The organism is Bradyrhizobium oropedii, from assembly GCF_020889685.1.
Classification (GTDB): Bacteria; Pseudomonadota; Alphaproteobacteria; order Rhizobiales; family Xanthobacteraceae; genus Bradyrhizobium; species Bradyrhizobium oropedii.
Genome location: NZ_JACMYO010000006.1, coordinates 23,878 through 48,902, shown reverse-complemented (window position 1 = coordinate 48,902; position 25,025 = coordinate 23,878). Strand labels below are relative to the sequence as shown.

Genomic DNA, 25,025 nt, shown 5'->3' with positions numbered 1-25,025 from the left:
GAGATGCCGTACACAGTTTCGACGTGCTTTCGGCGGTTTTACGCGGTGGTCGCCAAACCGCCGTCGACGGGGATGACGGCGCCACAGACAAATCCGCTCGCCTTCGATGCGAGGTACAGCGCGATACCAGCGATATCTTCCGGACGACCCATGCGCTTCATGGGGGCGCCGTCGATCACAGCCTGCGTATTCTCTTCCTCCATAGCAGCCGTCATCTTCGAGGGGAAATAGCCTGGAGCGATCGCGTTAACGGCAATCCGCTGAGGGGCGAGAAATTTCGCCATGATGCGGGTGAGATGGTTTACGCCGGCCTTGGAGGCCGCGTAGGAATAAGCCTCTTGATGCGAGGTTCGTATGCCTTCGATCGATCCGATGTTGATCACCCGCGACCAGGCATCCTCGGATGCAGCCGCTTGCAGCAGGTCAAGGAGACGCTGCGTTAGGAAGAATACGGATTTGACGTTTAGATTCATCACTTTGTCCCAGCCGCTTTCCGGGAATTCCTCAAAGCGCGCTCCCCAGCTTGCCCCAGCATTATTGACCAGAATATCCAGGCTCTTCTCGCGTTTGCGGAGCTCGGCGGACAAGCGGTCGATCTCGTCCATTCGCGACAAGTCTGCCGGGATTGAAACACAGGCTCCGAGTATTGACAGCTCCTTGGCCAGCGCGTCGCAGGCGTCAGCGCGCCGCGCGGTGATGTACACCTTTGCCCCATTCTCGACGTATGCCCGGGCGATCATTTCACCCAATCCCCGACTGCCACCAGTCACCAAAGCAACCTTTCCGCGGACAGAGAAAAGATCTTCAATTTTCATTGGTTCCTCCAAGCCGTAAGAGGCGGTACACCCCGACGGGCTGCCGGTTGAGGTATCTCCAACCAGAGCTTATCCGCAAAGTCGCGCCATCGTCTTTTCCGACGATCTTCCTCGGGGTTCAAACTTCTATGCTGCTTGCATCGGGCGGGCGCCCTCTGGCTGATTGACCCGGGGGTAGTTTCCGACCTTGGGAGGGCCGGCATGAGCAATTTCTTTAGCCAACTAAACGCAGCTGTAGTGCGGCCTTACGCCGGCGGCGGGCGAGGACCTCGGCTCCGCAGGGGATGAAAACGCGCGGCGTCCGATGCCGCGACGTCCGGAAAGCCGGCGTCGCCGCACTTGATCAATATGCGCAACAAGCCTGTTTAGTTCTGATGAAACTTGGATTTGAAGATGTACCTGACTCAACCGTTGCATAAGGGACTGCGAGAGCGCTCCAACCACACGGTGCTCGTCTGCGGTCAACGCCGCCTTAGCTTCGCGCAGTTCGGCGATCGCGTGCAGCGCCTGGCTGCCGTACTCAAGGGCATGGGCTTGCAACCCGGTGGTCGGGTCAGCATGCTTGCGCTCAATTCGGACAGGTATGTCGAGTATCTCTATGGAGTCTGGTGGGCCGGCGGCGTCATCAATCCGATCAATATCAGATGGAACCCAAAGGAGGTCGCCTACTCACTCGACGATTGCGACACGGGTATCTTGCTCCTGGACGATAACTTCGTTGACTGGGCTGGCGAGTTGAAGAACCTTTCGGGCTCATTAAACACGCTCATATATGTCGGCGACCGTGCACCGCCGGATGGTATGCTCAGTTACGAGGCGCTGCTTGCTGCCGCCGCTCCGATTGAGGATGCCATGCGCAGCGGCGCGGATCTTGCTGCTGTGATGTATACCGGAGGCACGACGGGCAAGCCAAAGGGCGTGATGTTGACCCATGCCAACCTTTACATCAACGCGCTGGGCGCGATTTCCGCGGCGACTCGCCCGGCGGAGGCCGTCGGTGTGCAGACCGCGCCGATGTTCCACGTTGGCGGTTGCAGCCTCACGCTCCAACTCATGACGCGACTATGCAAGCAGGTCATTTTGCCCGCGTTCGACGAAGTCGCCGTGCTCGATGCGATTCGCGACGAGGGCGGCAACGAGACCTTTATGGTGCCGACGATGATCCAAAGACTGATCGAGCATCCGCGCTTTGGTGAATACGACGTCTCCGGACTAGAGCTGGTTCTGTATGGTGCAGCGCCGATCGATGGCGCCTTGCTCGCGCAGGCAATCCGGGCGTTGCCTTCGGCGCAATTTTGCCAGCTCTACGGAATGACCGAGCTGGCGCCGGTGGTTACGGCGTTGCCTGCCTGGTGTCATCGGCAACCAGAGCACGCCAACAAGCTTCGTTCGGCAGGCCGTCCGATAACGACTGCGGAGGTACGCATCGTCGATGGCGACGGCAAGCCAGTTCCGGTCGGTACCGCGGGTGAAGTCACGGTACGCGGACCGACGGTGATGACCGGCTATTGGGGCAAGCCGGAGCAGACGGCCGAAGCGCTGCGCGATGGCTGGATGTATACGGGCGATGGTGGCCGTATAGACGAAGACGGTTTTCTCTATATCGTCGATCGCATCAAGGACATGATCGTGACCGGTGGCGAGAATGTCTATTCGGCCGAGGTCGAGAATGTGATCGCGCAACTGCCCCAGGTTTCGATGGTTGGAGTCATTGGCGTCCCCGACGACAAATGGGGCGAAAGGGTCCATGCGATCATCGCCGTGCGGCCCGGACAAAAATTGAGCGCGGAACAGGTCATCACCCACTGTCGCCAGCAGATAGCCGGCTACAAGTGTCCGCGCGGTGTCGAATTCCGCGACGCCTTGCCATTATCAGCCGCGGGTAAGTTGCTGAAGCATGAACTGCGTGCTCCCTACTGGAAGGATCGCGACCGTAACGTAAACTGAACCTGACCCTGATTTCTAGGACGTTACCGATTCCGCCAGATCGGCTTGCGCTTTTCGGCGAATGCCTTGGGACCTTCCAAATAGTCCTCGCTTGTGAACAGCTCGTCGAGGAATTCAGATGGCGTGCTCGCGGCGGAGGCTTCCTCCTCGGCTTCGTTCATAACCTTCATCGAAACGCGGACTGAGGTCGGCGAAACCGCTAGAATCTGCTCAGCGATCTCCAGCGCGCCATTCAAGGCCTGGCCGGGTGGCATGATACGGTTGACGAGACCCAACCGCAGCGCTTGTTCAGCGAGAATAGGGCGTCCGGTCAAGATGTGTTCCACGGCGATCTTTTTGGGGATCTGCCGGGGCAGCCGCACCAGACCGCCCGCAGCTGCGATCAGTCCAACACGTACCTCGCTAAGGGCGAACGATGCCCGCTCATCCGCAACGACGATGTCGGAAGCGAGCGCCATCTCCGTACCACCGCCCATGGCGAAGCCGTTCACCGCAGCAATGACCGGCTTAACCCGGGTCCGGCTGGTCAGCCCGCCAAAGCCGCTGCGCGGCATCCACATCGGCTTGCCGCTGGCGGTGTACTTCAAGTCGTTGCCGGCGGAAAAGGCCTCGCTCCCCGCGCCTGTGATGATGGCCACCCAAAGGTCGGGGTCTGCCTCGTAGGCGTCCCAGATTCCCTCGAGTTCCTCGTTGGCCATCGGATGAAGACTATTGCGCACCTCGGGTCGGTTGATGGTGATCTGCAGCAGGTGGCCCCGGCGCTCCACCAAGGCATATTCATAGGAGTCGCGGAATGTCGGTCGGCGAAGGGGCAGCAACCCGTCCATCCGTTCTTCGGTGAACGCAAAGCGGTTGCCACGGTTGGTCGAGCGCACGAAGATCCGGCGCCCCAGGGGATCGCCCTCGTGGATATCTTCGACGGTCTGGGAATCTTCCGCTTCGGTGTTGGCGAGGAAGCGCTCGCCGTTCGCGGTGCGACCGACCACTACCGCATAGTCCGGCGCGCCTTTGGTATAGACCACGGTATAGGTCTCGATCGTCGCCCATCCGTCGGGCTTCTCCGAGATGATCGGAGCGGACCAACCATCGATCTCATCCTGGAGAGCCTTGCTGTTGTACGGGATGAAAGCCACCGGCCGCGTGGAGTAGATCCCGGTGGAATATTTCGAGAGGTAGCCGCCATTCGCACCCACTAGGCCATAAGTACCCGGTTTGCTCCTCAGGCGTTCGACCATGCTCGCGATGGCGTGCATGGAGTAATTGTTTCCCGGCCCACCGAAATAGGGTAGCCCGCCCGTCACGGTAAAGCCGCGCGGGTCATTTTCGGGTATCCCGAGACCGTCGATGGCAACGCTGGATACCGCGATCGGATAGCAGCTGTAGAAATCGAAGAATGCTATGTTGTCTACCGTCAGGCCGGCCTGATCGAGGGCGGACTTGCACGCCATGACTGCCGCCGGAAACCGGCCCAGATCCTGCCGCTGCATCAGTTCGCGCTCCGCGACGTCGGCATGACCGTGCAGGAAGACCCAACGATCCTCCGCGATCCCGAGTTCCCGGGCGACTCCGACCGTTGTGAGCACGAGCGCGGCCCCCTGGTTGACCTGGTCGCGGGCAATCAGTCGTTGTGGGTAGGGATCCGCGATCATCCGGTTGCGTTCGCCCACAGTGATTAGATCTTCGGGCGTCGAAGGTTTGACGTGGGACGAGGAATACGGGTTGGCGGCAGCGACCTTCGTGAAGGGAGCGAACAGGTCTCCCATGGTTTGAAGGTACTGCTCTTGTGTCTGACCCGTACGCCCGCGCCGCGCGTTCTCGCAGAGGCCATAATATGGCGGGGTGCCGATCAATCCGTGGCGAATGTTGTAGCGAAGAGCAAGTCCCTGCAATCCCATTCCGCGATTTTCGACGGGGCCATTGACGGTCTCCGACCAGTCGGCGCGTCGTCCCTGCGACTGCAGCCAGCGAGCGGTCGATATGTTCTCCGCGCCGGCTATCAGCACCATACGGAACTCACCGCCGGCGAGCCGCGCGGAAAACTCATTGACGAGGTGCTGTGGCGTGTTGCCGCCGGCCATTTCCCACACCGCTGTCCGCGGTTCGACGCCGAGACGACTCGCGATCGAGTGCGGAAAATTATTTGACTTGCCGAACGGCTGGGCCCGGCGCGGCGTAGAGTCCTCAAAGGTGCGCGTCGTGGCAATCGCATCCACTACCGTCCGAAGGCGATCGAGAGATAGCGCATCATCCATGGCACTCCGGGCCGCGCGCACGGCTATATCGTATGCTGCGAGCCCCTCGAAGTTCGAAGCCCCAAGCAGTTCTGTAAACTGGCCAACACCGACAATGATGGGAGTCATGGGAGACAGCGTCATGTGGGTACCCCGTCGAAAGGCCAAACGAAAATCGCTTGGTGTCCGGACTTGAATTAACAGTAAAAATAGCTGCCAGGCTAATCGATAGGCCTCGTCGGAAGCGACGAGTTTAGGATCGCCCGCTTCGTATAACCTCACCAGAACGGGAATTTCCTCAACAAGCCATGGAATGCCGTCACGGGCGGGCCTGGGATGCGCTCCTCCGCTGAGCGCTGTGAGCCACCCCGAACCTTGGTGCTTCGGATGTAAGACTGCGGATACTAAGTCTGCTCCGGCGGGGACATCCGATGGCTGGATATCGCCAGCCGGGGAACCAGAGGGAGACGATGGCGCGGAATGGCGCCTGTCAGCGAGGGCATCATGCAATTGAAGCACGTGACATTGGAATTCGATTCGTCCGTCGCCGTGATGCGGCTCGATCATCAGGAGGTGATGAACGCAATTTCGATCGACATGCTGCAAGGTCTCAACGATGCGCTTGATGCCGTTGACGATCGTCGGGCCGAGGTCCGGTGTATGGTCATGACTGGAGCGGGCCGGGCGTTCTGCACCGGCGCCAACCTGCAGGGGCGCAACAATACGGACAAGCCCGTTCGCCGCAACACTGGCGCGACCCTGGAGACGGCGTTTCATCCGCTCCTGCGCCGGCTAAGGCACCTTCATTGTCCACTGCTGACGGTGGTGAACGGTCCGGCGGTAGGGGGAGGCATGAGCTTCGCGTTGATGGGCGACCTGGTGTTGGCAGCAAAATCCGCCTATTTCCTGCAGGCCTTCCGCCGCATCGGACTAGTGCCGGATTGTGGGTCGACGTGGCTGCTGCCGCGGCTGATCGGTCGAGCGCGAGCGATCGAGCTGTCGCTGCTTGGCGAGCGGCTGCCGGCCGAAACGGCTCTCGCGTGGGGACTCGTCAACCGCGTGTATGAAGACACGGAACTGATGGATGAGGCGATGAAACTTGCACACGATCTCGCCAACGGCCCAACCATTGCCCTGTCAATGATCCGCAAGCTTTATTGGGACAGCCCCGAAAACTCGTTCGAGGAGCAGGTTGATCTGGAGCGGCAGTGCCAGCAAAGGGCGGGCATCGCCGAAGACTTCAGGGAAGGCGTCGCCGCGTTCCTCGAAAAGCGGCCGGCGAAGTTCACCGGCCGCTAGGGTCCGATTCCAAGGCTAAGACGCAGTCATCATCGGGTCATCGGTTTGCATGAGCTGGTGTCTTACATTGATCAATCCTCGATGCGCCCGGAGGCAGGCGTAACCACAGCGCCGGGAGGGACAATCCAGGATGAACACGGCCTCGACCGATCCAATCCATCTTCGAAGCTGCTGCTCGCGGTCGAAGTACGCGAGATATTGGAGCGGCAGGCTTTCTTTGCCGCTCATCCGCTGCTTCGGCGTACGCCGCGTGGAGACGGGCATCCGGTGCTCGTGTTGCCCGGCCTTTTAGCGAGCGATGTTTCGACGGCGCCGTTGCCGGCCTATCTCAATGCACAGGGCTATGTCGCCGATGGCCGGAAGCTCGGTCCGAAGCAGGTCCGCGGTCGGGAGTCGAGACGGCGATGGATGCAAGACTCGCCAGTCCGTCGATCACCCCTCGATCAATGCATCCATCGTAAAGAGCAACGGCGACAACATCTACAACATCTACAACCTCTACTTCTTGATCGTGCTGTATTTGCTGTCGGGCATTCGTCTGCTGGTGGCGATCCGGCCGACGAGAGCCGCGCGCGCACCGGCGGTGATGACCGCGCATTGAGGAACGAACGATGAGAATGGTTTTGCTTGGACCGCCCGGCGCAGGTAAGGGAACGCAGGCACAGCGTATCGTGAGCAGGTTCGGCATACTGCACCTCTCCACCGGGGATATGCTACGTGCCGCCGCAGCGGCCGAGACCTGTATCGGCAGGAAAGTGAAGCGGATGATGGCGAGCGGGGCGCTGGTTCCCGATCAGCTCGTCATCGCCGCGATCGTCGAGCGAATCTCGCAGGCGGACGCTGGGCGCGGCTTTGTGCTCGACGGATTCCCCCGGACGATATCTCAGGCGGTTGCATTCGACGACCTTCTCGATACCGAGGGGCTCGTCCTTGACCATGTCGTGGAGTTGCGCGCGGACGAGGAGGTTCTGCTCGACCGGATCCTGACGAGAGCGCGCGAGGCGATGGAATCAGGCGGCGCGGTGCGCGCTGACGATAACCGCGAAACGCTGAAGGTACGCCTCGATGCCTACAACGAGCAGACCGCTCCGCTGGTCGAATACTACCGAACGCGTGACTTGCTCAGAAGCGTCGATGGGTTGCAGCCGGTCGACGCCGTCACCTTCGAACTCTTTCGAGCGATCGGGCAAGGTTGATATTTGGCTGACCGCGAAAGGAGCGGCCGATGCCCGTGAACAGGCGAAGCCGGCCGTGAGACCTGCTCCGGCGCCGCTGACGCGCCCGGGAGATCTAATGAGCTTGCAGCTGACCATCCTGAAGGTGCTCGAGGGGCAGCCGGCCGGACGTACGAGTCATGCCGAGTTGCGGTTATCCGTCGCGATATTGTTGTCCAGCGGCTCAGACTGGACCGAGCGCATGAAGCGCCTGTCGGATCGCGCGCCCGATCTCGATATCTTCGGTCAATCCTATGTCGTTCACGCCGACGGCGTTTAGGCAATCACTCGGGCCGGCAGGGAATTTCTCAGCAATATCGAACACGGATGACCGGCATCAGCAGGCCCGAATTCATGCGCGGTCAGGGATGTTCCCGGCTTTCACCTGGTCGAGCGCGGCGGGCGTAGCGGTGGTCTGCACACAAGCAGCGAACAATTCGTTCGGGGTTCGAGCCGCCCGAAAAGAGCTGGACACGTGTGATCGATCGTGCAGCCGCTCGATCAGACAAACTGGTTGCCGAAGCTCACTGTAGGTGTCACGTTTCACGACGACATCGAAGCCCGCCCTGGCGCTCGCCGTGTCGCTCGAGGACCTCGGGCTGAAGACCGGCAACCAGAAGGCCAAGCTGCTCGCCAAGACGCTTGACGCTGCGACAGGCGGATTGCTGGACAACAAGAAGTCGCCCTCGCCACGCACCGGCGAACTCGACAACCGCGCCGGCCAGTTCTACCTCGCGATGTATTGGGCGCAGGAGCTTGCCGCGCAGACCGAAGACCCGGCGTTGCAAGCGCAGTTCAAGGCATTGGCCGAAACGCTCGCCCGCAACGAGGAGAGCATCGTTGCCGAGCTCGCGGCCGTGCAAAGCAAGCCTGCCGACATCGCCGGCTACTATCTACCCGACCCGCAGAAGCGCTACGCCGTGATGCGACCGAGCGCGACGCTCAACGCGGCGTTAGCGCAGGTGTCAAGTCCATAGGGCGGTGGGGGTCGCATCAGGCGGCGGGCTAGATATCCTTATCTCATGTTCAGTAAGAGGTTTTGTTCAGCGGAGAAATGCGTTGCGGGACTTGCGTGAAGTCGGTGAGGGATCACGGCGTCCCCGCACGCCGAAGCGCGCTTCGATCCCACGGCGCCGCGAGTGCGGCGCCGCGGAGCCCCGATCGGGTCTCTACCCTGGTGGGTCACGGTCCTTGACGCGAAGAACAACAACACAGCGCGCCATGGATCTTGCGCGATTGCGAGCGGCACTGTTGACCGATCTGCTTGCTTTCGGCTCGCCGTCATTTCGTGCTGACTGGCCTTCTCAGCCATTGAGGAGGTCGAGCACATCTTCAGCCAAAGAGTCTCAATCCGTCGTCGACCAGGCGCGCAACGGTTCGCGGCGGCTCCAACCTCACCAAGAACAGTCCGGGGGCTGTCAGCGCCGTCCACGCGCGCCCCCGGGCGGGGCGAAGGTGTGCGATGGCCGGCTCCGAAAGAAACAGCCCGAATTCCGCGCTGTCTGCGCCCGATGAAGGACTCCAACAGATCCCGCATCGCAGCGCAATTGCGCTGGCACGAAAAATGCTGAGGCGCCCCCGCGACGGCGAGCGCAAGGCTCGCTGGGCAGACGGAGGAGAACATGAGAGCCCAAGTATTGAGAGCGTATGACGAGAAGCTGTCCAATGACCGCTGGGTCGTCGAAGAAACCGTACCTGATCCCAAGATGACGAAATCGACTGACGTTATCGTCCGAATCGGTGGTGCGGGCGTATGCAGGACCGATCTGCATATCATCGAAGGTGTCTGGAAGCCGCACATGGATCCGTCCGGCGACAAACTCCTCCCCATCATCATGGGACACGAAAATGCGGGTTGGATCGAGGAGGTCGGCAAGGAGGTTGAGGGACTGAAGAAAGGAGATCCCGTCATCGTTCATCCGAAGATCACCGGAGGGACGTGTCTCGCCTGCCGCCGCGGATTCGACATGCATGGCCCCGGCACATTTCCTGGTCTGGATTGCAACGGCGGCTATGCAGAATTCCTCTGCACCTCGGAGCGGAATATCGTGCCGTTGCCCCGGACGCTTGCCCCGAAGGAGGTGGCGCCCTACGCGGATGCGGGGCTCACGGCCTATCGCGCGGTCAAGAAGGCTACGCGTCACCTTTTGCCTGGCGAATTCTGCGTCGTTATCGGTGCGGGCGGATTGGGTCACATCGCAATCCAATGCCTCAAGGCAATGTGCGCCGCCGATATCGTCGTGGTTGACAAGTCCGAAGCGTCGCTAAACTTGGCCGAAAAGTCAGGCGCGGACCACCTGGTGAAAGCCGACGGCGACGAGGTGGCTGCCGTTCTGGCTCTGACTGCCGGAAACGGCGCGGAGGCGGTGATCGATTTCGTCGGTGAGAAGGGCACGACCTCCAGAGGGCTGGCGATGACCCGTTCGATGGGCAGCTACTATGTCGTCGGCTACGGCGAGGACATCCGCATCCCAACCGTCGACATGGTGATCACCGAGAAGAACATCATCGGCAATCTCGTCGGCACATGGGCCGAGCTGACGGAGTTGATGGCGCTCGCAGACCGCGGTCTGGTTGAACTGGCGACCGCCGAGTATCGCCTCGCCGATGCAAACAAGGCCTTGCATGATCTCAATGCCGGCAAGATTCATGGACGCGCAGTATTGATTCCGTGAAGGCGAACGTGATCCACCGCGAGCATTGCTCGTGGTGGATTTCACGGGCCCGGCAACCTGACGCAGCGAAGAAGCTCTCGTTCGGTTGTGTATGCCGGAGATGGCCTGAAGGCCCGTCGAAGCGAGTTTTCTAAGACCGGGCGGAAGCAGCCAATCGATCAAATCGGCTCCCAGGCATCCAACAGATGCTCATGTTGCATCGCAAAAATACCAACGGAAGCTCGCAGCGAGTCTCAATTTGCATATCGTTGTCGCAATTTGCGTCGCGGACGCTCTCAAGTCGAGGCGGCACGGTCATCCAGGGTCGCCGGCGATTGCGTTGTTCAGGAAGCGGTGGTCGGGAGACTCTGGACGATCTGGCACGGCCGTTGCTCGAACTATGCGCAGGCACCCCGCACAGCACGCGTTGATCGATTCAATGACGCCGGGAGCCGGCTGCAAGATGCTTCGCGGTTCCGAGTTGGCTGGTTTGGGGCGATTGCCGGTGACATCGTTTCTTCGCATTGAGAGGCGCCACATGAGGTTCATTCTGGTGAACGGCATGAGGCTGCGCCCGAGAACCCTCTGCATGCTTTGCTGTGAGCCAATCGGCGCGAGCTATCTCAAGGAATTCAGCACAGGGCTGTCGTTCTGCGGTCATGACTGTTACGCGCTCTATTGCGACCGCTGGATCTCCAAGACGGCGCAGGCAAAGTGCTCGGCCGTTGCGGAAACCTCCCGCTAGTTCGTCCAAGCGTGTGGGGAAGCGTTCGGGCGAGAAAGCCATTCAGGTCGAGATCCCGAAACATCGCCGCATCTGACGTGCGGTCGCTGCGGCGGGAGTACCCACGAGCACTTCTCTTTTGCAGTGCAAATAATTCTGCGCACGCCGATGCCTTTGCATTGCCGAGATTCTCATTCTGCAATTTCCGTCGCAATCTGCATCTCCTTCACCCGCAAGCCGGGCGCATGTGACGGCTCCGTCCACGCGATATCAGCATCGGTGCCTCGAAAATCGTGCTGGCCGCGCTTCGGACGCGCTGGCACGCCCATTGCAAAGCTGCTGATCACACAACAACGCCGACTGCTCCGTCTGGGGTGAGCCGCGACAAGAACGAGGGAAGGGGACGCTTGGCTGAGGGCGCATCATGGGTTGGATGAAGCATTGCGATCGAAGGACCATGGTTCGGAAGATTGCTCCTGATCATCGTTGCGGTGCACCACAGTCGTTCCCGAGACCCTTGCCGATATCAAGCGTCCGGCCGTGCGAGCGGTCGCGAGGTGGCCCGTAACGCACGGGTAAGCGCTGCCCGGTCCGCGAAGGTCCAGGCAGGCGGAATATCGATGTGGTTTCTGACCCGATCAGGAGGAAAGACGAGATGTCTGGAACTTTAACACTCAACAAGATCACCGCCCAGCGCGGCATATCCGTCGGTGATGCTGCAAAGAAGATTGCAGATCTCGGATGGAATCCTTCCTACGTCCAGGAAGCGATGACCTTTCCCACGGACTACAAGATCGCGAAGGCGCCGAAGGATCCGATGAAGCAGGTCCTCCGCTCCTATTTCCCGATGCAGGAGGAGAAGGACAACCGCGTCTACGGTGCGCTCGACGCTGCGCTGCGCGGCGACATGTTCCGCAATGTCGAGCCGCGTTGGGTCGAGTGGATGAAGCTGTTCCTGGCGATCATTCCGTTCCCGGAAATTTCCGCCGCCAGGTCCATGGCCATGGTCGGCCGTCTCGCTCCGGGTGAAGATCTCCGCACCGGCTTCACGATGCAGATGGTCGACGAGTTTCGTCACTCGACGATCCAGATGAATCTCAAGAAGTGGTACATGGAGAACTACATCGATCCGGCCGGCTTCGACATCACAGAGGAGGCGTTCGGAAAGTGCTACGCCACCACGATCGGCAGGCAGTTCGGTGAGGGCTTCATCACCGGCGACGCGATCACCTCTGCGAACGTGTACCTGACCGTGGTCGCCGAAACCGCATTCACCAACACGTTGTTCGTCGCCATGCCGTCGGAAGCCGCCCGCAACGGCGACTATGCGCTGCCGACGGTCTTCCTGTCGGTTCAGTCGGATGAGAGCCGGCACATCGGCAACGGCCACTCGATGCTGATGTCGATGCTGAAGGAGCCGGAGAACCATCTGCTGCTGGAGCGCGACATGCGCTATGCGTTCTGGCAGAACCACGCCATCGTCGACGCGGCGATCGGAACCTTCATCGAATACGGCACCACGAACCGCGACAAGGCCAAGGAGTCCTATGCGGAGATGTGGCACCGCTGGATCTTCGAGGACTATTATCGCACTTACATGCTGCCGCTCGAGAAGTACGGCATCAAGATCCATCACGACGACGTGCAGACGGCCTGGAAGCGGCTGACCGAGAAGCACTACGTCCACAAGGTCGCGCAGTTCTTCGCGGTCGGCTGGTCGGCCAACTTCTGGCGCATCGAGGCCCAGACCGACAAGGACTTCGAGTGGTTCGAGCACAAGTATCCGGGCTGGTATGCGCAGTTCGGCGACTTCTGGAAGTGGTACGAGAAGCTGTCGCATCGCGGCCAGACCAACATCCTGTTCAACGGCGATGTCGGCTACGTCTATCCGCATCGTTGCTGGTCGTGCCTGGTGCCCTGCCTGATCCGCGAGGACATGGTCACAGGTGAGATCGACGGCAAGCTCTACACGTTCGCTCATGAACTCGATCGCTGGACGGCTGTCGAAGCCTTCGCCGGCGAGTATCAGGGGCGTCCGACCCCGGCGATGGGACGGTTCAGCGGCCGTCGCGAATGGGAAAGCGTCTACCACAACGTCGATATCGCCGACGCCATCAAGGATCTCGGTTTCGTGCGCACCGACGGCAAGACCCTGGTCGCCCAGCCGCACCTGCGCTTCGACGAGAAGGAGATGTGGACGCTCGACGACGTCCGCGGCCACATCCTGAAGAGCCCGCTGCTCACGCTGCGGGAAATGAGCCCGGCCGACCGAGAGAAGCATCTCGCCGACTATCGCAAGGGATTCACCATCAATCCCTGCAACTAACCGAGACCGAAGGAGCCGGCTCCGGCCGGCTCCTTCCCGATCGATCTCCGGAAGACACGCAAGTCTTGGTTTGAGGAGGCCCCATGGGCACGCCCGCTAATGTCGTTCGCCTGCAACCGGTAGGCATAGAATTCGAGGTCGAGGAGAACGAGACCGTTCTTGACGCCGCCTTCCGCCAGGGCATCGCACTGCCGCATGGTTGCAAGGAGGGACAGTGCTCGGCGTGCAAATGCGTCCTGACCGGAGGCGAAGTAGAGCTCAAGAAATATTCGACGTTCGCCCTCAACGAGATGGAGCGAGGCCAGGACTACATCCTGCTGTGCCGGACCTTGGCCTATTCGGATCTCGAGGTGGAGCTCCTCAACTATGACGAGGAGGTGCTGTCGAAATCGATCCCGGTCAGGGACTTCACCGGCACAGTCACGAGCGTCTCCGCGCTGACCCATGACATCCGGCTCCTCGAGATATCGCTCGAGCAACCTCTGAAGTTCTGGGCGGGTCAATATGTCGACATCACGCTCCCGGGGGCAGAGACGATTACGCGCTCGTTTTCCATGGCAAATTCGCCGATCGAGGGCGAAAAGCTCGCATTCATCATCAAAAAGTACCCGAACGGACGCTTCTCCTCCCGGCTCGACGGAGACCTCGCCCTCGGAACCTCGGTCGGAATCCGAGGCCCCTACGGCACCTGCTTCCGGCGAGAGAACAGAACCGGAGCCATAGTCCTGGTCGGCGGCGGATCGGGAATGTCCCCGCTGTGGTCGATCCTGCACGATCACATCGAATCCGGCGACGTGCGCCCGGTGCACTTCTTCTATGGAGCGCGAACGCGCAACGACCTCTTCTATCTCGATCGCTTCGCAGAGCTCGCCGCCAGGCATCCGGAGTTCAGTTTCGTCCCGGTGCTCTCCCATGCAGCCGACGATACGACCTGGGGCGGAGCAAAGGGCTTCGTGCACGAAGCCGTTGGCGCGCATCTTCGCAACGCGGGATATGGCGAAGACGTCGACGTCTACGCTTGTGGGCCGTCGCCGATGATCGAGGCGCTGGTGCCAGTGCTGCAGATGAACGACGTCGAGTCGGATCGCATCTTCTTCGACAAGTTCACACCAGCCACCAACTGAGAGTTTTCGAATAGCGACCGTGCCTTTTACAGAGCCCACCAAGGGAGGAGGAAGACGACCATGACTGCCGTTCAAAGTATTCCAGCGAAATCCGGTGCAGCAGGCGCTGCGATATTTCCGGATTCCGACAGCCGCAAGTACCGCTATTTCGAGCCTCGCAGCAAGCGGGCGACGCACTATGAGGACGTGACCGTAGACGTTCAGCCCGATCCGGAGCGCTATCTGCTGCAGGACTGGATCATCTCCTTCCCTAACGGGAAGGGGGCCTACACCAAGGACAACACGGCCGCGCTGAGCTCGAACTGGCATGCCTTCCGTGCGCCCGACCAGGAATGGGAGCGCACCCACTACCAGCGCCAGTCCAAGATCGAGACCATGGTGCAGTCGGTGATCGCCAACGGCCGCAAGTCCGGCGCGCCGAAGGGCTTCGACAAGGCTTGGGTCAAGATCCTGCAAAACCACCTCGGCGCGTGGAAACATGCCGAGTTCGGGCTCGGCACGTCGCTGATGCAGGCTCAGCGCTACGGCTACACCCAGATGATCAACAACGCGACGCTGACGAACTCGTCCTACAAGCTTCGTCTCGCCCAGGACATCACGCTCTATCTCGCCGAGATCGGAATGGACATTCCGGGCTTCGACGACGCCGCGGGCAAGCGGATGTGGCTGGAGGACAAGGGCTGGCAGGGCACCCGCGAAGCGATCGAATCGATCATGGGGTCGGCCGACTATCTCGAGCAGTACTTAGCCACCAACATCGTATTCGAGCCGCTGGTCGGCGAACTGTTCCGCAGCGGCTTCCTGATGCAGGTCGGCTCGCCGAACGGCGATTTCATCACGCCGGCGGTGATTTCGGCGGCCGAGGCCGACTATGAGCGCAACCTCGCCAACACGATCGACCTGATGCATCTGCTGGTAACCGACAATCAGCATGCCGCGCACAACAAGAAGCTGTTCCAGGGCTGGGTGAACAAGCACGTGGCGCTGGCCAACAAGGCGGCCGCCGGACTGCAGCCGGTCTGGTCGCAGCCGCATTCGAAGCCGGTGCAGTACGCTGACGTCCGCGCCCAGTCGGTCGAACGTATCAAGAAGATCCTCGGCGAGCTCGGTCTCGTCCTTCCCAAGGAGTAAATTGCAATGTCTGTTGCTTCAAGAAGTGCGACCAACCAGAACATCTTCCAGAAGATGGGGGATCTTCGTTTTGAACAGACGATTTCCCATCAGTGCGGCGTCACCATGAACGACAGCGTCGAGGCACGCGCCATCGCCGAATTCATGGGCAAGAAGCCGAACGTCACCGTGACCTACCAGCCGGCCCTGATCCGCATCGACGGCGAGGGCAAGCTGATCTTCAAGATGGATGAGATCAGTGACATCCTCGGAAAGGACATGACGGCCGAGATATTCGAAGTGAATACCTCGACCCATTACGGCCGGATGGTGCGCATCGACGACAACACGGTGACACTGTTCGGAAACATGGACGAGGTCTTCGAATACATCGAGTGAAGCTCCCTGACTGGGGGCCGCATCCTCAGTGGTGCGGCCCCACCGCTTCCAAAGTGTTCGCGCAGCGACAGTGCGTGGATTGATCGAACAGAGCTTATCAAAATTCCTGGAGACCATCATGTTCATAACTCCCACGGGCGAGGAAGTCTTCGTCATCGACGGTCATACCCACTTCTGGGACGGCAGTCCGGCGAACCAGCTCAACATTCACGGCAAGCAGTTCATTGATTGCTTCTACGCGTACCACACCTCGCTTAGCCCAAAAGACAAGCTCTGGCCCAAGGACCAGTTCGAGAAATACAGCGCCGAGCAGATGTACCGCGACCTGTTCGTCGACGGTCCGGATGACATGGCCATCGTGCAGTCGACCTATCTCGCGGAATTCTACAAGAGTGGCTTCAACACCATCGACCGCAACGCCGAGATGGCGAAGAAGTACAAGGACCGTTTCATCGTCAACGGGGCCTTTGATCCACGCGACGGTGAGCGGGCGCTGGAATACATCCACTACATGAAGGAAACGTTCGGCATCAAGGGCGTCAAGCTCTACACCGCCGAATGGAAGGGCGAGTCGCGGGGCTGGAAGCTCACCGATCCGAACGCCTATCGTTGCTTCGAGCTCTGCCAGAAGCTCGGCATCACGAACATCCACGTTCACAAGGGGCCGACCATCATCCCGCTGGACAAGGATGCGTTCGATGTTCACGACGTCGATCACGCGGCGACCGACTTCCAGGGACTGAATTTCATAATCGAGCACTGCGGTCTGCCCAGACTCGACGATTTCTGCTGGATCGCCGTCCAGGAGACCAATGTCTATGGCGGCCTTGCAGTCGCGCTTCCGTTCATTCACGGACGTCCCCGGTACTTCGCGGAAGTGATTAGCGAATTGCTGTTCTGGGTCGGCGAGGACAAGATTCTGTTCGGCAGCGACTACGCCATCTGGACGCCCCGCTGGCTGGTCGAGAAGTTCTGGAACTTCGAGCTGCCGGAGGACCTGAAGCAGGAGCACGGTGTCGATCTGACGCCGCAAGCCAAAAAGAAGATACTCGGTCTCAACGCCGCGCGCCTTTATGGCGTGGATGTCGAGGCGCAGAAGGCAAAGCTTGCCAAGGGTGCTTATGCGACCGCGGCGGGATGACATCACATGAACGCGCCGCTCTTGAAGCATGACCGAAGGACCAGCGAGGTGTGGCAGCGCCTCGCGTTGGTCACAGACCCCGAACTCGACGAGTCGGTGACCGATCTCGGATTCGTCGAGCATGTTACCGTCGGTGACGATGGCGATGTCGATATCGTCTTTCGGTTGCCGACCTACTGGTGTTCGGCGAACTTCGCGTTCCTCATGGCCGACGACATGCGTCGGGCGGTGTCGTCGCTGCCGTGGGTTCGCGAGGCGCGGCCGCAGCTTCGGGACCATATGGTCGCAGACGAGATCAACCGTGGTGTCCGCGAAGGCCGGTCATTCGCCGATGCACTCAGGGAGTTTGCGCCGGCAGGCTCGCTTGACGAATTGCGGGACAAGTTCCGCCGCAAGGCGTTCGAGCGGCGCCAGGAGATCATGATCCTGGCCTTGCGGGGGCTGGGTTATGAGGATCCGGAGATCTGCCGGATGAGTCTGCATAGCTTTGACGAGGTCGAGTTCGCTTCGCCGGACGTTGCGCGCCAGAAGCCCCGCTATCGCGAGCTTCTGATTGAAGTGGGTCTGGCTTGCCTCCCGGAGGATCGTGCGTTTGTGGCCTACGAGGGCGCCCCCATCAGACGGCACGAACTAGCGTCCTATCTGCAGCGGTTGCGGGGAGTGCGCATCAATATGGAGTTCAACAGCTCATTGTGCAGAGGCCTTCTTGCCGTCCGCAATCGCGAATTCGCCGACGGCAGTCCTGGACGGACACCGTCACCGTGCGGGGGCTGCGGCAGCCGCTGTGCTGCTCCATCAGGCAGCACCTGACCTTTGAGAAGCGGAAGCGTGGGGAGTGCGTTCAGCGCGCTGCCCGGAAGCGCCAAGAACCGGAGCGGTCAGCACGTCCGCCCAATCAGACAACAAGACCCGACCGCCTGGGAGTGAAGCCAATGCCGAAAGTATTACTACATCATACCGAAGCCCGCCGTGCTCTCGCGCGCGGGGTCCAGAAGCTTGCAGCGGCGGTCGAATCGACCCTCGGTCCCAAGGGCATGAACGCGATGGTCGACAGGCCGATCGGCACGCCCATCGTCTCGCGCGATGGCGTCACCATTGCCTCCGAAATCGAACTGCCTGATCGCTTCGAGAACATGGGTGCGCAGGTGGTGCGCGAGGTCTCGATGCAGACCAACGAGGTCGCTGGCGACGGCACGACCACCGCCATGGTGCTTGCAAATGGCCTCATCCAGGGAGGAGTTGCTGCACTGGAGCGCGGCGCCAAGGCCGTCGATCTCTGCAAAGGGATCGACCGGGCCGTTGAGGTTGTCGTTGAAGCCCTGAAGAGCTCGGCAATTGCCGTTTCGGACCGCAAGACACTGGAGGCGGTGGCCACGATTGCGTCAACCGACGCCCATCTGGGCGGTCTGATTGCGGAGGCAGTCCAGCGCGTCGGAAAGGATGGCATCATCAGCTCCGACTACGGGCTGACGACCAGTACGACGCTCGAAGTCGTCGAAGGCATGTCGTTCGATCGCGGTTATATCTCGCACCACATGGTGACGGATGTCGAAAAGATGGAGGTGGTGCTCGATCAGCCCTACATTCTTCTGACCGACCTGAAGATCAAAACGCCGGCCGAGCTGGCGGCGTTACGCGCGACCGTCGCCGCGGCCGGGCGGCCGCTTGTCATCGTCGCCGAGGAGATCGCGCCGGAAGTGGTCGTCACGCTGCTTGGCGATGACAATCGCGGCAAGGTCCTGGTGGTCAATCCGCCTGATTATGGTCATTGGCGCAAGGCGATGATGGACGATCTCGCCATCATCACCGGTGGACGGGTCATCGCGCGCGAACTCGGCGGCAGACTGGAAGAGGCCGGCCTTGACGATCTCGGAACCGCACGGCAGGTGCGGGCCAGCGCACGCGAAACGGTGATCATTCGGGGCGGCGGCGACGATGCGGCGATCGCCGCGCGGCGCCAACAGGTGGCCAAGCAGCACGATCTGGCACCGCCGAACATCGAACAGGACAAGCTCAAGGAGCGGCTGGCAAAGTTGTCGGGTGGGACGGCCGTGATCCTGGCAGGCGGCGTCACTCCGGTGGAGCAGAAGCGGACGATCCAGTTGATCGACGATGCGCTCAGTGCGGCGCGGGCCGCAGCCGAAGAGGGCATCGTGCCTGGTGGCGGCACCGCGTTGGCGCAGTGTGCGCCGGTGGTGACGCGGACGCTTGGCAACATCAATGGCGATCTGGGTGAGGGCATCAAGCTGGTGCGTGAAACCCTGTCGCGTCCCGCCGCTTTCATTGCACGGAATGCCGGCCATGATGCGGAGAAGGTCGTGGCCGACCTGCAGAGCTCCCGGTCGGGCGTCGGGTTCGATGCTGCCAACGGTGTATTCATCGACATGGTGTCGGCCGGCATCGTCGACCCCGTCCGGGTGACCTATACGGCGCTTCGAAACGCCGCTTCCGTCGCCACGCTGGTGCTGACAACCAACACCCTGATTGCCGATGTGCCGGAGTACATCGATCCGACACAGGGGCCGGCACTGGGCGGCGGAGCGGAGAAGCTTGGCCGCGCATGAGGCACGCGTACGCGGTCCGGGTTCCATCACGCCGCCTCAAGCGACGGCGCGCGCCGCGACCAGGCGGACAGAAGTCTCGATATCGAATCCATCACCAGGGAGGGGGAGTTATGCAGAAGTATGTTGCGGAATTTATCGGTACGTTCGCGTTGGTGTTCTTTGGCTGCGCGACCGTGATCTTCATGCGGGCCGAGGTCGGCTTGCTGGGCGTCGCGTTCGCATTCGGCCTGACCGTGGTCGCAATGGCCTATTCGATCGGTCATATCTCCGGTGCTCATCTCAATCCGGCGGTCAGCCTCGGGATGCTCGTCGCCGGGCGGATGTCGCCGCGGGATTTCTCCGGCTATATCGTTGCGCAGTTCATCGGGGGAATCGCGGCTGCAGCCGTGCTGTACCTGATCGCCGAAGGCAAGGTCGGAGGCTACGACGTCGCGGCGAACGGCTTTGGCCAGAATGGCTGGGGCCAGTACGGTGTTCTATCCGCGTTCGTGTTCGAAGCGTCGGCAACGTTCCTGTTTCTGACGGTGATCCTTGGTGCGACGCAAAACGGAGCGGCGTCGGCCTATGCCGGGTTGGTGATCGGTCTGACGTTGGTCGCGATCCATCTCGCCGGCATTGCCGTGTCGGGCTCGTCGGTCAATCCGGCGCGATCGCTGGGGCCTGCATTGTTTGCTGGCTCCGATGCGCTGTCACAGGTGTGGCTCTATTTTGTAGCGCCGTGCCTGGGGGCCGCACTGTCCGGTTACGTCTTCAAGGCGGGGGTGACACGCCAGATGGTTGCGGCGGCGTGACGTTCGCGATCGCATGATTGATTGCACCGTGACAACGATCCGGAACGGGTTACAATCTTGAAAGTCCCGGCATGAGCCGAAGGAGGCAGTGTAACAAGCCTCCAGGCTCATCCGATCAGCCGGGCAGGAGGAAAAGGGACATGGTCTACATCATCTCCAAACGCGACGGTCCGCACCGGGAAGAGGTGGCGGCCAAGGATTTCCTTCAGAAGAACCGCACGACGATCAACGCGCTCGCCAATCATCTGACACTCGGGCGTTGGCAGCAATTGCGCAACCCGACGCCGCCTCCGCAGCCCGAGCCCTCGGGCAAGCTCTGGTCCACGCCGCCGGCTCGCCCAAAAGAGGTCGAGCCCTATGTGCGAATCAGCCGTAACGGTCGCGTCGTGATTGCCGATCTCGCATCGGGGCGGCAGCTCGATTTTGTCGGCGAACTGCGCGGCAACGGCCAATCGCGATACTTCGCGCTGGCGACACGGGAGAACGGGATCTTCGAGCCGCTCGACGACGAATTGCACAGGGTCCTGGCCGACCTTGAGGGAGTGAGTGTGCCCGACGAGACGTCGGAAGCCCACTTGGAACAGATCATCTCTGGCCGCCTCGGCCTGGACGCGATCTCCAGAAGCGTCGAATGATCTGCGTGAGCGGAGCCCGCAGGGAGAACGACCCTGCTGGGATCCGGCTCAGTTCGTGTTTGCCGATCGGGTTGCTGTTTGCCAACGGACGTATGGTGCTCCAATGCTGACGGAAACGCTCATGGCCAAGCCGCCGTTTTCCCTGGAAGGCTACAAAGCTTCAGAGGCGGAGCAGGGGCGGCCATACGATGAGGACGAAACCAACAAGGCATGGGAAAATTTCCTGACCTTCGGAGACCTGAGGCGCGAAAACGCCCCGGTGCGCGGCCTCATCGAGGAGTCATGGCAACGCAGTGTCAAGTCCGGGGTCGATGCTCGTGGTAAGGGCAGTAATCTCCTCGCCTCGCCGGATGATCTCTATGAACTGCGTTTGAAGAACGATGACCTGCTTGGTTCGAGCGCCGAGACCTTCCGCCGCATTGCCGAAGTGCTTGGTGATGCCGCGACGATGGTCGTCATCACCGACAGGAACGGCGTCGTGCTGGAGGTCGGGGGCGATCGGCGGACCATTGACGCAGGGCACGATATTCGCCTGGAAGCCGGCGCGGCCTGGGGTGAAGCGGTCACCGGCACCAATGGCATCGGTACAGCGCTGGTCACGGGAAAGCCGGTTCATGTCCATGCGGCCGAGCATTTCTCCGAAGGCATCAAGGCATGGACTTGTGTCGGTAGCCCCATTCGTAGTCCGATAAACGGAAGCATCATCGGCATCGTAGACTTTTCCGGACCTCAGGCAATCTTTCACCGGCACAATGTAGCCTTGGCAGTGGTCGCGGCTCATCACATCGAACTGGCGCTCTCGGAAAAGGTCCGCATCGAGAGAATGCGGCTTCTCGAGGCGAGCATTTCCCGAATGCCGGGAATGAACAGCGCTGACGGCGTCGTCATTCTCGACCGGTTCGGCCGGGTCATTCACCACAACGACATGGCATCCGTTCGCTGGCACCGGATTGCGCAGTCGCATGACTTGAGTATCGGGCAGCAGCTTCTCCCAAGTGACGAGGGCTTTCTGGCGAGAGACCTCGTCAAGGGGCTGCCCGAGGAACTGCGCGAGCAGCGGATCGAGCCATTGGTGGTCGACGGCGTGGTGAAGGGCGCGATGCTTGTGCTCGCGGCGAAGCCACGCGCCAGTCTTGCCCGATCCCAGATGTCGCCAGCAGCCCGCGCCGCACTTGTCTCGGCGAAGGAAGCGATTGTCGGATGCAGTGACGCGTTGGTGCAAACGATCGAGAAGATTGAGCGGGCGGCACTTGGACGAACGGCAATCCTGCTCGAGGGTGAGACTGGCGTCGGCAAGGAACTCTTCGCCCGTCTGGTTCACGCCGCGAGCCAGAATACGGGCAAGGAGCCATTCGTTGCCTTCAATTGCGGTGCGGTCTCCAAGGAGCTTCTCGGCGGCGAATTGTTCGGGCATGCGCCGGGTGCTTATACCGGCGCGACGCGCGAGGGCAGGCCCGGACGGTTTGAGTTCGCCAATGGCGGCGTGCTCAGCCTTGACGAGATCGGCGAGATGCCGATGGACTTGCAGCCTTACCTGCTCCGTGTGCTGGAGGAGCGCGCGGTGTACAGGCTTGGTGACAGCAAGGCGCGACCTGTGGACGTCCGACTCGTCGCGTCGACCAATCGGAATCTGAAGCAGGAAGTGGCGGAGGGACGTTTTCGCAAGGACCTGTACTTCCGGATCGGCGTCGTCAAGTTCACCATCCCGCCACTTCGTGAGCGCCTGGGCGATGTCGATATCCTGATCGATCATTTCAACAGGCAATTTGCGGAGACTTACAGCACCCAACCGCTACATTTCGAGTCAGCGACGATGGAGTTGCTGCGGCGCTATAGCTGGCCGGGGAATGTTCGCGAGCTGCGCAATCTGGTTGAGAACCTCGTGCTGATGACGATCACCGGCATCGTCGCTCCCAAAGATTTGCCGGAGGATTTCGCGGAAGCGGCGTCGGCTGAACCCTCCTCGGTGTCCATGCAGGCGGCGCATCGCTCGACGGGATCGGAAGGCGACGAGATCGCACGTTTCGACGAAGTGGAACGGCGTGCCATCGAGAGGGCGGTCGCGAATGCAGGCGGTAACATTGCCGCCGCTGCAGAGAAGCTCGGGCTTTCGCGCGCCACGCTGTATCGCAAATTGCACCAATACCGTTCTCGGACCTGAAGGCGGGATGAGGCATGTCGGCTGTCTGGGAAGAGCAAAGCGGCGGGGAGGGGGCGACCACCGCTGCGGCAATCGCATCGCAGATCCTTGCGCGCGCAGACCGCGACGTTACTTTCGTGGTGCAACTGCTGGGCGAAAGCCAGAATCTGCTGGTTAGGCATTTCATCGTGTTCATCGAGGTCGAACTCGCAAAGCGCGGCATCAGTTATGGCGCGCATCCGCTATTGCGTCCCTTCGTCGAAACGCATGCACGCGAGCTTTCGGAATTCGTCTTGAAGGGAATCGGCTTACGGCACCAGTTCGGCCTTCAGGCCATCGAGACGATGGCCGGCGATCCGGCGCGGTTGCTAAGGGTCGATCTGTGGGACTCCCTGCAATCTCACATCAATGACGCGCAGCATCACTTTGTATCTGGTGTCGGAGGCCTGCAGCGGATCCTGACTCAGATCGAGGCGGACGCATGAGTGACGATCCCTCGATCCAGATCGAACTGCTGAAGGAACGATTGGCCGTCGTTCAGGAGATATCGGCCGCTCGATCGCGCAATCTTCTGAACCTCCAGCTTGGCGGTGGGGCGGAGTTCGAGATTCAGGAGATTGAGCGTGAGATTGCCACGACAGGCGTCTCGCATGCGCTCTCCGAGGCGCTTGAGGAAGCACGGGCACGCCTGAAAAACGCAGCTGCCGGAATGGCAGCATGCGACGCTCAATGCGCCGTACTGGAACGACGCCTTGAAGATATTGACAGGCGGATTGCCGCCGACAGGTGAGACGTTCGATGGACACGATGGAAGCAGAGATTGCAGCGCTTTATGATTTGCTCGGACGGCACTGGACGGTGGGGGTGCCCGTCACCGGTACGGCCTTCGCGGGAGACGGAGTCGCATTTGCGCTCACCGATGGCGCGCTGGCAATCGCTCCGTTGACCGATACCGAGCCGCCGCAGGATCGCTGTCGTATCGCGCTGGACGGAGGCCGGGCCACAATCTCGCCGCGGCGGAAGCCGGTGCCCCCATTGACGAAGGTCGTCGTCAGCGATGCGCCGCTTCATCTCGCCTCGATCGGGTCGTCGGGCTTTGTCGCAAATGAGCGCAGCCGGCTGCTCGGCGTGTCACCATCCGGGGTCACGCATCTGATCGCGGACCATGGGTCCGCAATCGATCTCGTCGCCCCGGTGCAGGCCGGGGGCATTCTGGCCGCTTCCGGCGGATCGGTCGTATTTTACGATCCCAATGGCGAAGTCGGCTGGCTCCAGGAGCGCGCGGGCGGGAATGCATCGGCACTGGCTGTATCAAGGGATGGTCGGCGCTTTGCGATGGGAGTCGACGATTGCCTGCTTGTTCGTGCCTTCGGGGCAAGACCAGAGCCGGTGGCTTCATTCGAGCTCGGCCCAATCTCCAATTTGGCGTGGAGTCCCGATGGAGGCTGGTTGGCCGCGTCTATCATGGGGGCAGGCGTCGTTTTGATCCGCCTTGCCGATGCCCGGATCGTCCGGATTTCCAGTTATCCTGGGAGCACTTCATCCCTGGCGTGGAGCGCGGACTCCCGCGTCCTTGTTACGAGCGGAGCTTATCGAATAATCGCCTGGGACATTTCCAGTCTCAGCGACGACAGCGAGCGGCTGGCCAGCATTACGACAGGCCGTGCCAGGCTCGTACTCGTCGAGACGGTGGATATGCACGCCGAGGGTCGGCTGATCGCGGCAGGTTACGGGGACGGCATGGTGGTTGTCGCCAAGATCGGGGAATCGGACGAACTGGTCGTCAAGCCACCTGGCGGGAGCGCTGTCCACGCACTTCGGTGGTCGGCCGATGGCCAGCATCTTGCATTCGGCTCGGATAACGGGGAGGCGGCGATCATTACGTTTCCCCCGCACATCTTCAAGTAGCTT

Annotated in this window: 22 protein-coding genes; 20 read left to right on the top strand and 2 right to left on the bottom strand. The window is 61.0% G+C overall.

The window, feature by feature from the left end; genetic code table 11:
- Positions 1–38: 38 nt before the first annotated feature.
- Positions 39–815 carry an SDR family oxidoreductase gene (locus tag H8A95_RS03390; RefSeq protein ID WP_233286898.1) on the bottom strand — a complete coding sequence of 259 codons (777 nt, stop codon included), beginning with the start codon at positions 813–815 and terminating at the stop codon, positions 39–41.
- A 393-nt stretch (positions 816–1,208) separates the two neighbouring features.
- Between H8A95_RS03390 and H8A95_RS03385 the strand changes: the two genes are divergently transcribed.
- On the top strand, positions 1,209–2,762 hold the full coding sequence (locus tag H8A95_RS03385) for an acyl-CoA synthetase (protein WP_229181823.1): 1,554 nt from the start codon (positions 1,209–1,211) through the stop codon (positions 2,760–2,762).
- A gap of 23 nt (positions 2,763–2,785) precedes the next feature.
- On the opposite strand, the gene H8A95_RS44065 is transcribed toward H8A95_RS03385, so the two are convergent.
- Complete coding sequence (locus tag H8A95_RS44065; protein ID WP_338027766.1) at positions 2,786–5,137, bottom strand: enoyl-CoA hydratase-related protein; 2,352 nt, start codon at positions 5,135–5,137, stop codon at positions 2,786–2,788.
- Positions 5,138–5,497: 360 nt separating this feature from the next.
- Here H8A95_RS44065 and H8A95_RS03370 point away from each other — a divergent pair, with 360 nt between their 5' ends.
- The 19 genes from H8A95_RS03370 (at position 5,498) to H8A95_RS03280 (ending at position 25,022) form a co-directional block, all read left to right on the top strand.
- A complete protein-coding gene (locus tag H8A95_RS03370) occupies positions 5,498–6,292 on the top strand; it encodes an enoyl-CoA hydratase/isomerase (protein ID WP_229181880.1) in 795 nt (264 codons plus the stop codon).
- A 57-nt stretch (positions 6,293–6,349) separates the two neighbouring features.
- On the top strand, positions 6,350–6,907 hold the full coding sequence (locus H8A95_RS44350; protein ID WP_420839324.1) for a hypothetical protein: 558 nt from the start codon (positions 6,350–6,352) through the stop codon (positions 6,905–6,907).
- Positions 6,904–7,488, top strand: coding sequence for an adenylate kinase (locus tag H8A95_RS03360; protein WP_229181821.1), 585 nt, complete (start codon positions 6,904–6,906; stop codon positions 7,486–7,488). Before H8A95_RS44350 ends, H8A95_RS03360 begins: the two co-directional genes overlap by 4 nt.
- 97 nt (positions 7,489–7,585) lie before the next feature.
- Positions 7,586–7,786 carry a hypothetical protein gene (locus tag H8A95_RS03355; RefSeq protein WP_229181820.1) on the top strand — a complete coding sequence of 67 codons (201 nt, stop codon included), beginning with the start codon at positions 7,586–7,588 and terminating at the stop codon, positions 7,784–7,786.
- Positions 7,787–8,039: 253 nt separating this feature from the next.
- Positions 8,040–8,483 carry an NADP-dependent isocitrate dehydrogenase gene (locus H8A95_RS03350; protein ID WP_229181819.1) on the top strand — a complete coding sequence of 148 codons (444 nt, stop codon included), beginning with the start codon at positions 8,040–8,042 and terminating at the stop codon, positions 8,481–8,483.
- 645 nt (positions 8,484–9,128) lie between these two features.
- Positions 9,129–10,181: an NAD(P)-dependent alcohol dehydrogenase gene (locus H8A95_RS03345; RefSeq protein WP_229181817.1), complete on the top strand. Its 1,053-nt coding sequence runs from the start codon at positions 9,129–9,131 to the stop codon at positions 10,179–10,181.
- 1,358 nt (positions 10,182–11,539) lie between these two features.
- Positions 11,540–13,210 (top strand): aromatic/alkene/methane monooxygenase hydroxylase/oxygenase subunit alpha, encoded by a 1,671-nt coding sequence (locus H8A95_RS03340; protein WP_229181816.1) that lies wholly within the window; start codon positions 11,540–11,542, stop codon positions 13,208–13,210.
- A gap of 83 nt (positions 13,211–13,293) precedes the next feature.
- On the top strand, positions 13,294–14,334 hold the full coding sequence (locus tag H8A95_RS03335; protein ID WP_229181815.1) for a 2Fe-2S iron-sulfur cluster-binding protein: 1,041 nt from the start codon (positions 13,294–13,296) through the stop codon (positions 14,332–14,334).
- Positions 14,335–14,394: 60 nt separating this feature from the next.
- A complete protein-coding gene (locus H8A95_RS03330; RefSeq protein WP_229181814.1) occupies positions 14,395–15,465 on the top strand; it encodes an aromatic/alkene monooxygenase hydroxylase subunit beta in 1,071 nt (356 codons plus the stop codon).
- Positions 15,466–15,471: 6 nt separating this feature from the next.
- Positions 15,472–15,843 (top strand): MmoB/DmpM family protein, encoded by a 372-nt coding sequence (locus tag H8A95_RS03325; RefSeq protein ID WP_028345441.1) that lies wholly within the window; start codon positions 15,472–15,474, stop codon positions 15,841–15,843.
- A 118-nt stretch (positions 15,844–15,961) separates the two neighbouring features.
- Positions 15,962–16,984: an amidohydrolase family protein gene (locus H8A95_RS03320; RefSeq protein WP_229181812.1), complete on the top strand. Its 1,023-nt coding sequence runs from the start codon at positions 15,962–15,964 to the stop codon at positions 16,982–16,984.
- Between the two features lie 6 nt (positions 16,985–16,990).
- Complete coding sequence (locus H8A95_RS03315; RefSeq protein ID WP_229181811.1) at positions 16,991–17,794, top strand: metal-sulfur cluster assembly factor; 804 nt, start codon at positions 16,991–16,993, stop codon at positions 17,792–17,794.
- Positions 17,795–17,916: 122 nt separating this feature from the next.
- A complete protein-coding gene (gene groEL / locus H8A95_RS03310; RefSeq protein WP_229181810.1) occupies positions 17,917–19,548 on the top strand; it encodes a molecular chaperone GroEL in 1,632 nt (543 codons plus the stop codon).
- A gap of 110 nt (positions 19,549–19,658) precedes the next feature.
- Positions 19,659–20,339 (top strand): MIP family channel protein, encoded by a 681-nt coding sequence (locus H8A95_RS03305; protein ID WP_229181808.1) that lies wholly within the window; start codon positions 19,659–19,661, stop codon positions 20,337–20,339.
- Between the two features lie 140 nt (positions 20,340–20,479).
- Positions 20,480–20,974, top strand: a complete 495-nt coding sequence (locus H8A95_RS03300) for a hypothetical protein (protein ID WP_229181807.1) — start codon at positions 20,480–20,482, stop codon at positions 20,972–20,974.
- A gap of 121 nt (positions 20,975–21,095) precedes the next feature.
- Positions 21,096–23,135: a sigma-54-dependent Fis family transcriptional regulator gene (locus H8A95_RS03295; RefSeq protein ID WP_229181806.1), complete on the top strand. Its 2,040-nt coding sequence runs from the start codon at positions 21,096–21,098 to the stop codon at positions 23,133–23,135.
- Between the two features lie 14 nt (positions 23,136–23,149).
- Entirely contained in the window at positions 23,150–23,599 is a 450-nt protein-coding gene (locus H8A95_RS03290) for a hypothetical protein (protein WP_229181804.1), read from the top strand.
- A complete protein-coding gene (locus H8A95_RS03285) occupies positions 23,596–23,904 on the top strand; it encodes a hypothetical protein (RefSeq protein WP_229181802.1) in 309 nt (102 codons plus the stop codon). The genes H8A95_RS03290 and H8A95_RS03285 overlap by 4 nt, the downstream gene beginning before the upstream one ends.
- Positions 23,905–23,912: 8 nt before the next feature.
- A complete protein-coding gene (locus H8A95_RS03280) occupies positions 23,913–25,022 on the top strand; it encodes a WD40 repeat domain-containing protein (RefSeq protein WP_229181801.1) in 1,110 nt (369 codons plus the stop codon).
- Positions 25,023–25,025: the final 3 nt, after the last annotated feature.

Excerpts from the sequence above, each read along its gene's own strand:
- H8A95_RS03385 (WP_229181823.1), top strand. The coding sequence starts at position 1,209 with ATGTACCTGACTCAACCGTTGCATAAGGGACTGCGAGAGCGCTCCAAC.
- H8A95_RS03340 (WP_229181816.1), top strand. The coding sequence starts at position 11,540 with ATGTCTGGAACTTTAACACTCAACAAGATCACCGCCCAGCGCGGCATA.
- H8A95_RS03300 (WP_229181807.1), top strand. The coding sequence starts at position 20,480 with ATGGTCTACATCATCTCCAAACGCGACGGTCCGCACCGGGAAGAGGTG.
- H8A95_RS03330 (WP_229181814.1), top strand. The coding sequence starts at position 14,395 with ATGACTGCCGTTCAAAGTATTCCAGCGAAATCCGGTGCAGCAGGCGCT.
- H8A95_RS03390 (WP_233286898.1), bottom strand. The coding sequence starts at position 815 with ATGAAAATTGAAGATCTTTTCTCTGTCCGCGGAAAGGTTGCTTTGGTG.
- H8A95_RS03285 (WP_229181802.1), top strand. The coding sequence starts at position 23,596 with ATGAGTGACGATCCCTCGATCCAGATCGAACTGCTGAAGGAACGATTG.
- H8A95_RS44065 (WP_338027766.1), bottom strand. The coding sequence starts at position 5,137 with ATGACGCTGTCTCCCATGACTCCCATCATTGTCGGTGTTGGCCAGTTT.
- H8A95_RS03320 (WP_229181812.1), top strand. The coding sequence starts at position 15,962 with ATGTTCATAACTCCCACGGGCGAGGAAGTCTTCGTCATCGACGGTCAT.
- H8A95_RS03305 (WP_229181808.1), top strand. The coding sequence starts at position 19,659 with ATGCAGAAGTATGTTGCGGAATTTATCGGTACGTTCGCGTTGGTGTTC.
- H8A95_RS03345 (WP_229181817.1), top strand. The coding sequence starts at position 9,129 with ATGAGAGCCCAAGTATTGAGAGCGTATGACGAGAAGCTGTCCAATGAC.
- H8A95_RS03335 (WP_229181815.1), top strand. The coding sequence starts at position 13,294 with ATGGGCACGCCCGCTAATGTCGTTCGCCTGCAACCGGTAGGCATAGAA.
- H8A95_RS03280 (WP_229181801.1), top strand. The coding sequence starts at position 23,913 with ATGGACACGATGGAAGCAGAGATTGCAGCGCTTTATGATTTGCTCGGA.
- H8A95_RS03370 (WP_229181880.1), top strand. The coding sequence starts at position 5,498 with ATGCAATTGAAGCACGTGACATTGGAATTCGATTCGTCCGTCGCCGTG.
- H8A95_RS03325 (WP_028345441.1), top strand. The coding sequence starts at position 15,472 with ATGTCTGTTGCTTCAAGAAGTGCGACCAACCAGAACATCTTCCAGAAG.
- H8A95_RS03360 (WP_229181821.1), top strand. The coding sequence starts at position 6,904 with ATGAGAATGGTTTTGCTTGGACCGCCCGGCGCAGGTAAGGGAACGCAG.
- groEL (WP_229181810.1), top strand. The coding sequence starts at position 17,917 with ATGCCGAAAGTATTACTACATCATACCGAAGCCCGCCGTGCTCTCGCG.
- H8A95_RS03290 (WP_229181804.1), top strand. The coding sequence starts at position 23,150 with ATGTCGGCTGTCTGGGAAGAGCAAAGCGGCGGGGAGGGGGCGACCACC.
- H8A95_RS03295 (WP_229181806.1), top strand. The coding sequence starts at position 21,096 with ATGGCCAAGCCGCCGTTTTCCCTGGAAGGCTACAAAGCTTCAGAGGCG.
- H8A95_RS03315 (WP_229181811.1), top strand. The coding sequence starts at position 16,991 with ATGAACGCGCCGCTCTTGAAGCATGACCGAAGGACCAGCGAGGTGTGG.
- H8A95_RS03355 (WP_229181820.1), top strand. The coding sequence starts at position 7,586 with ATGAGCTTGCAGCTGACCATCCTGAAGGTGCTCGAGGGGCAGCCGGCC.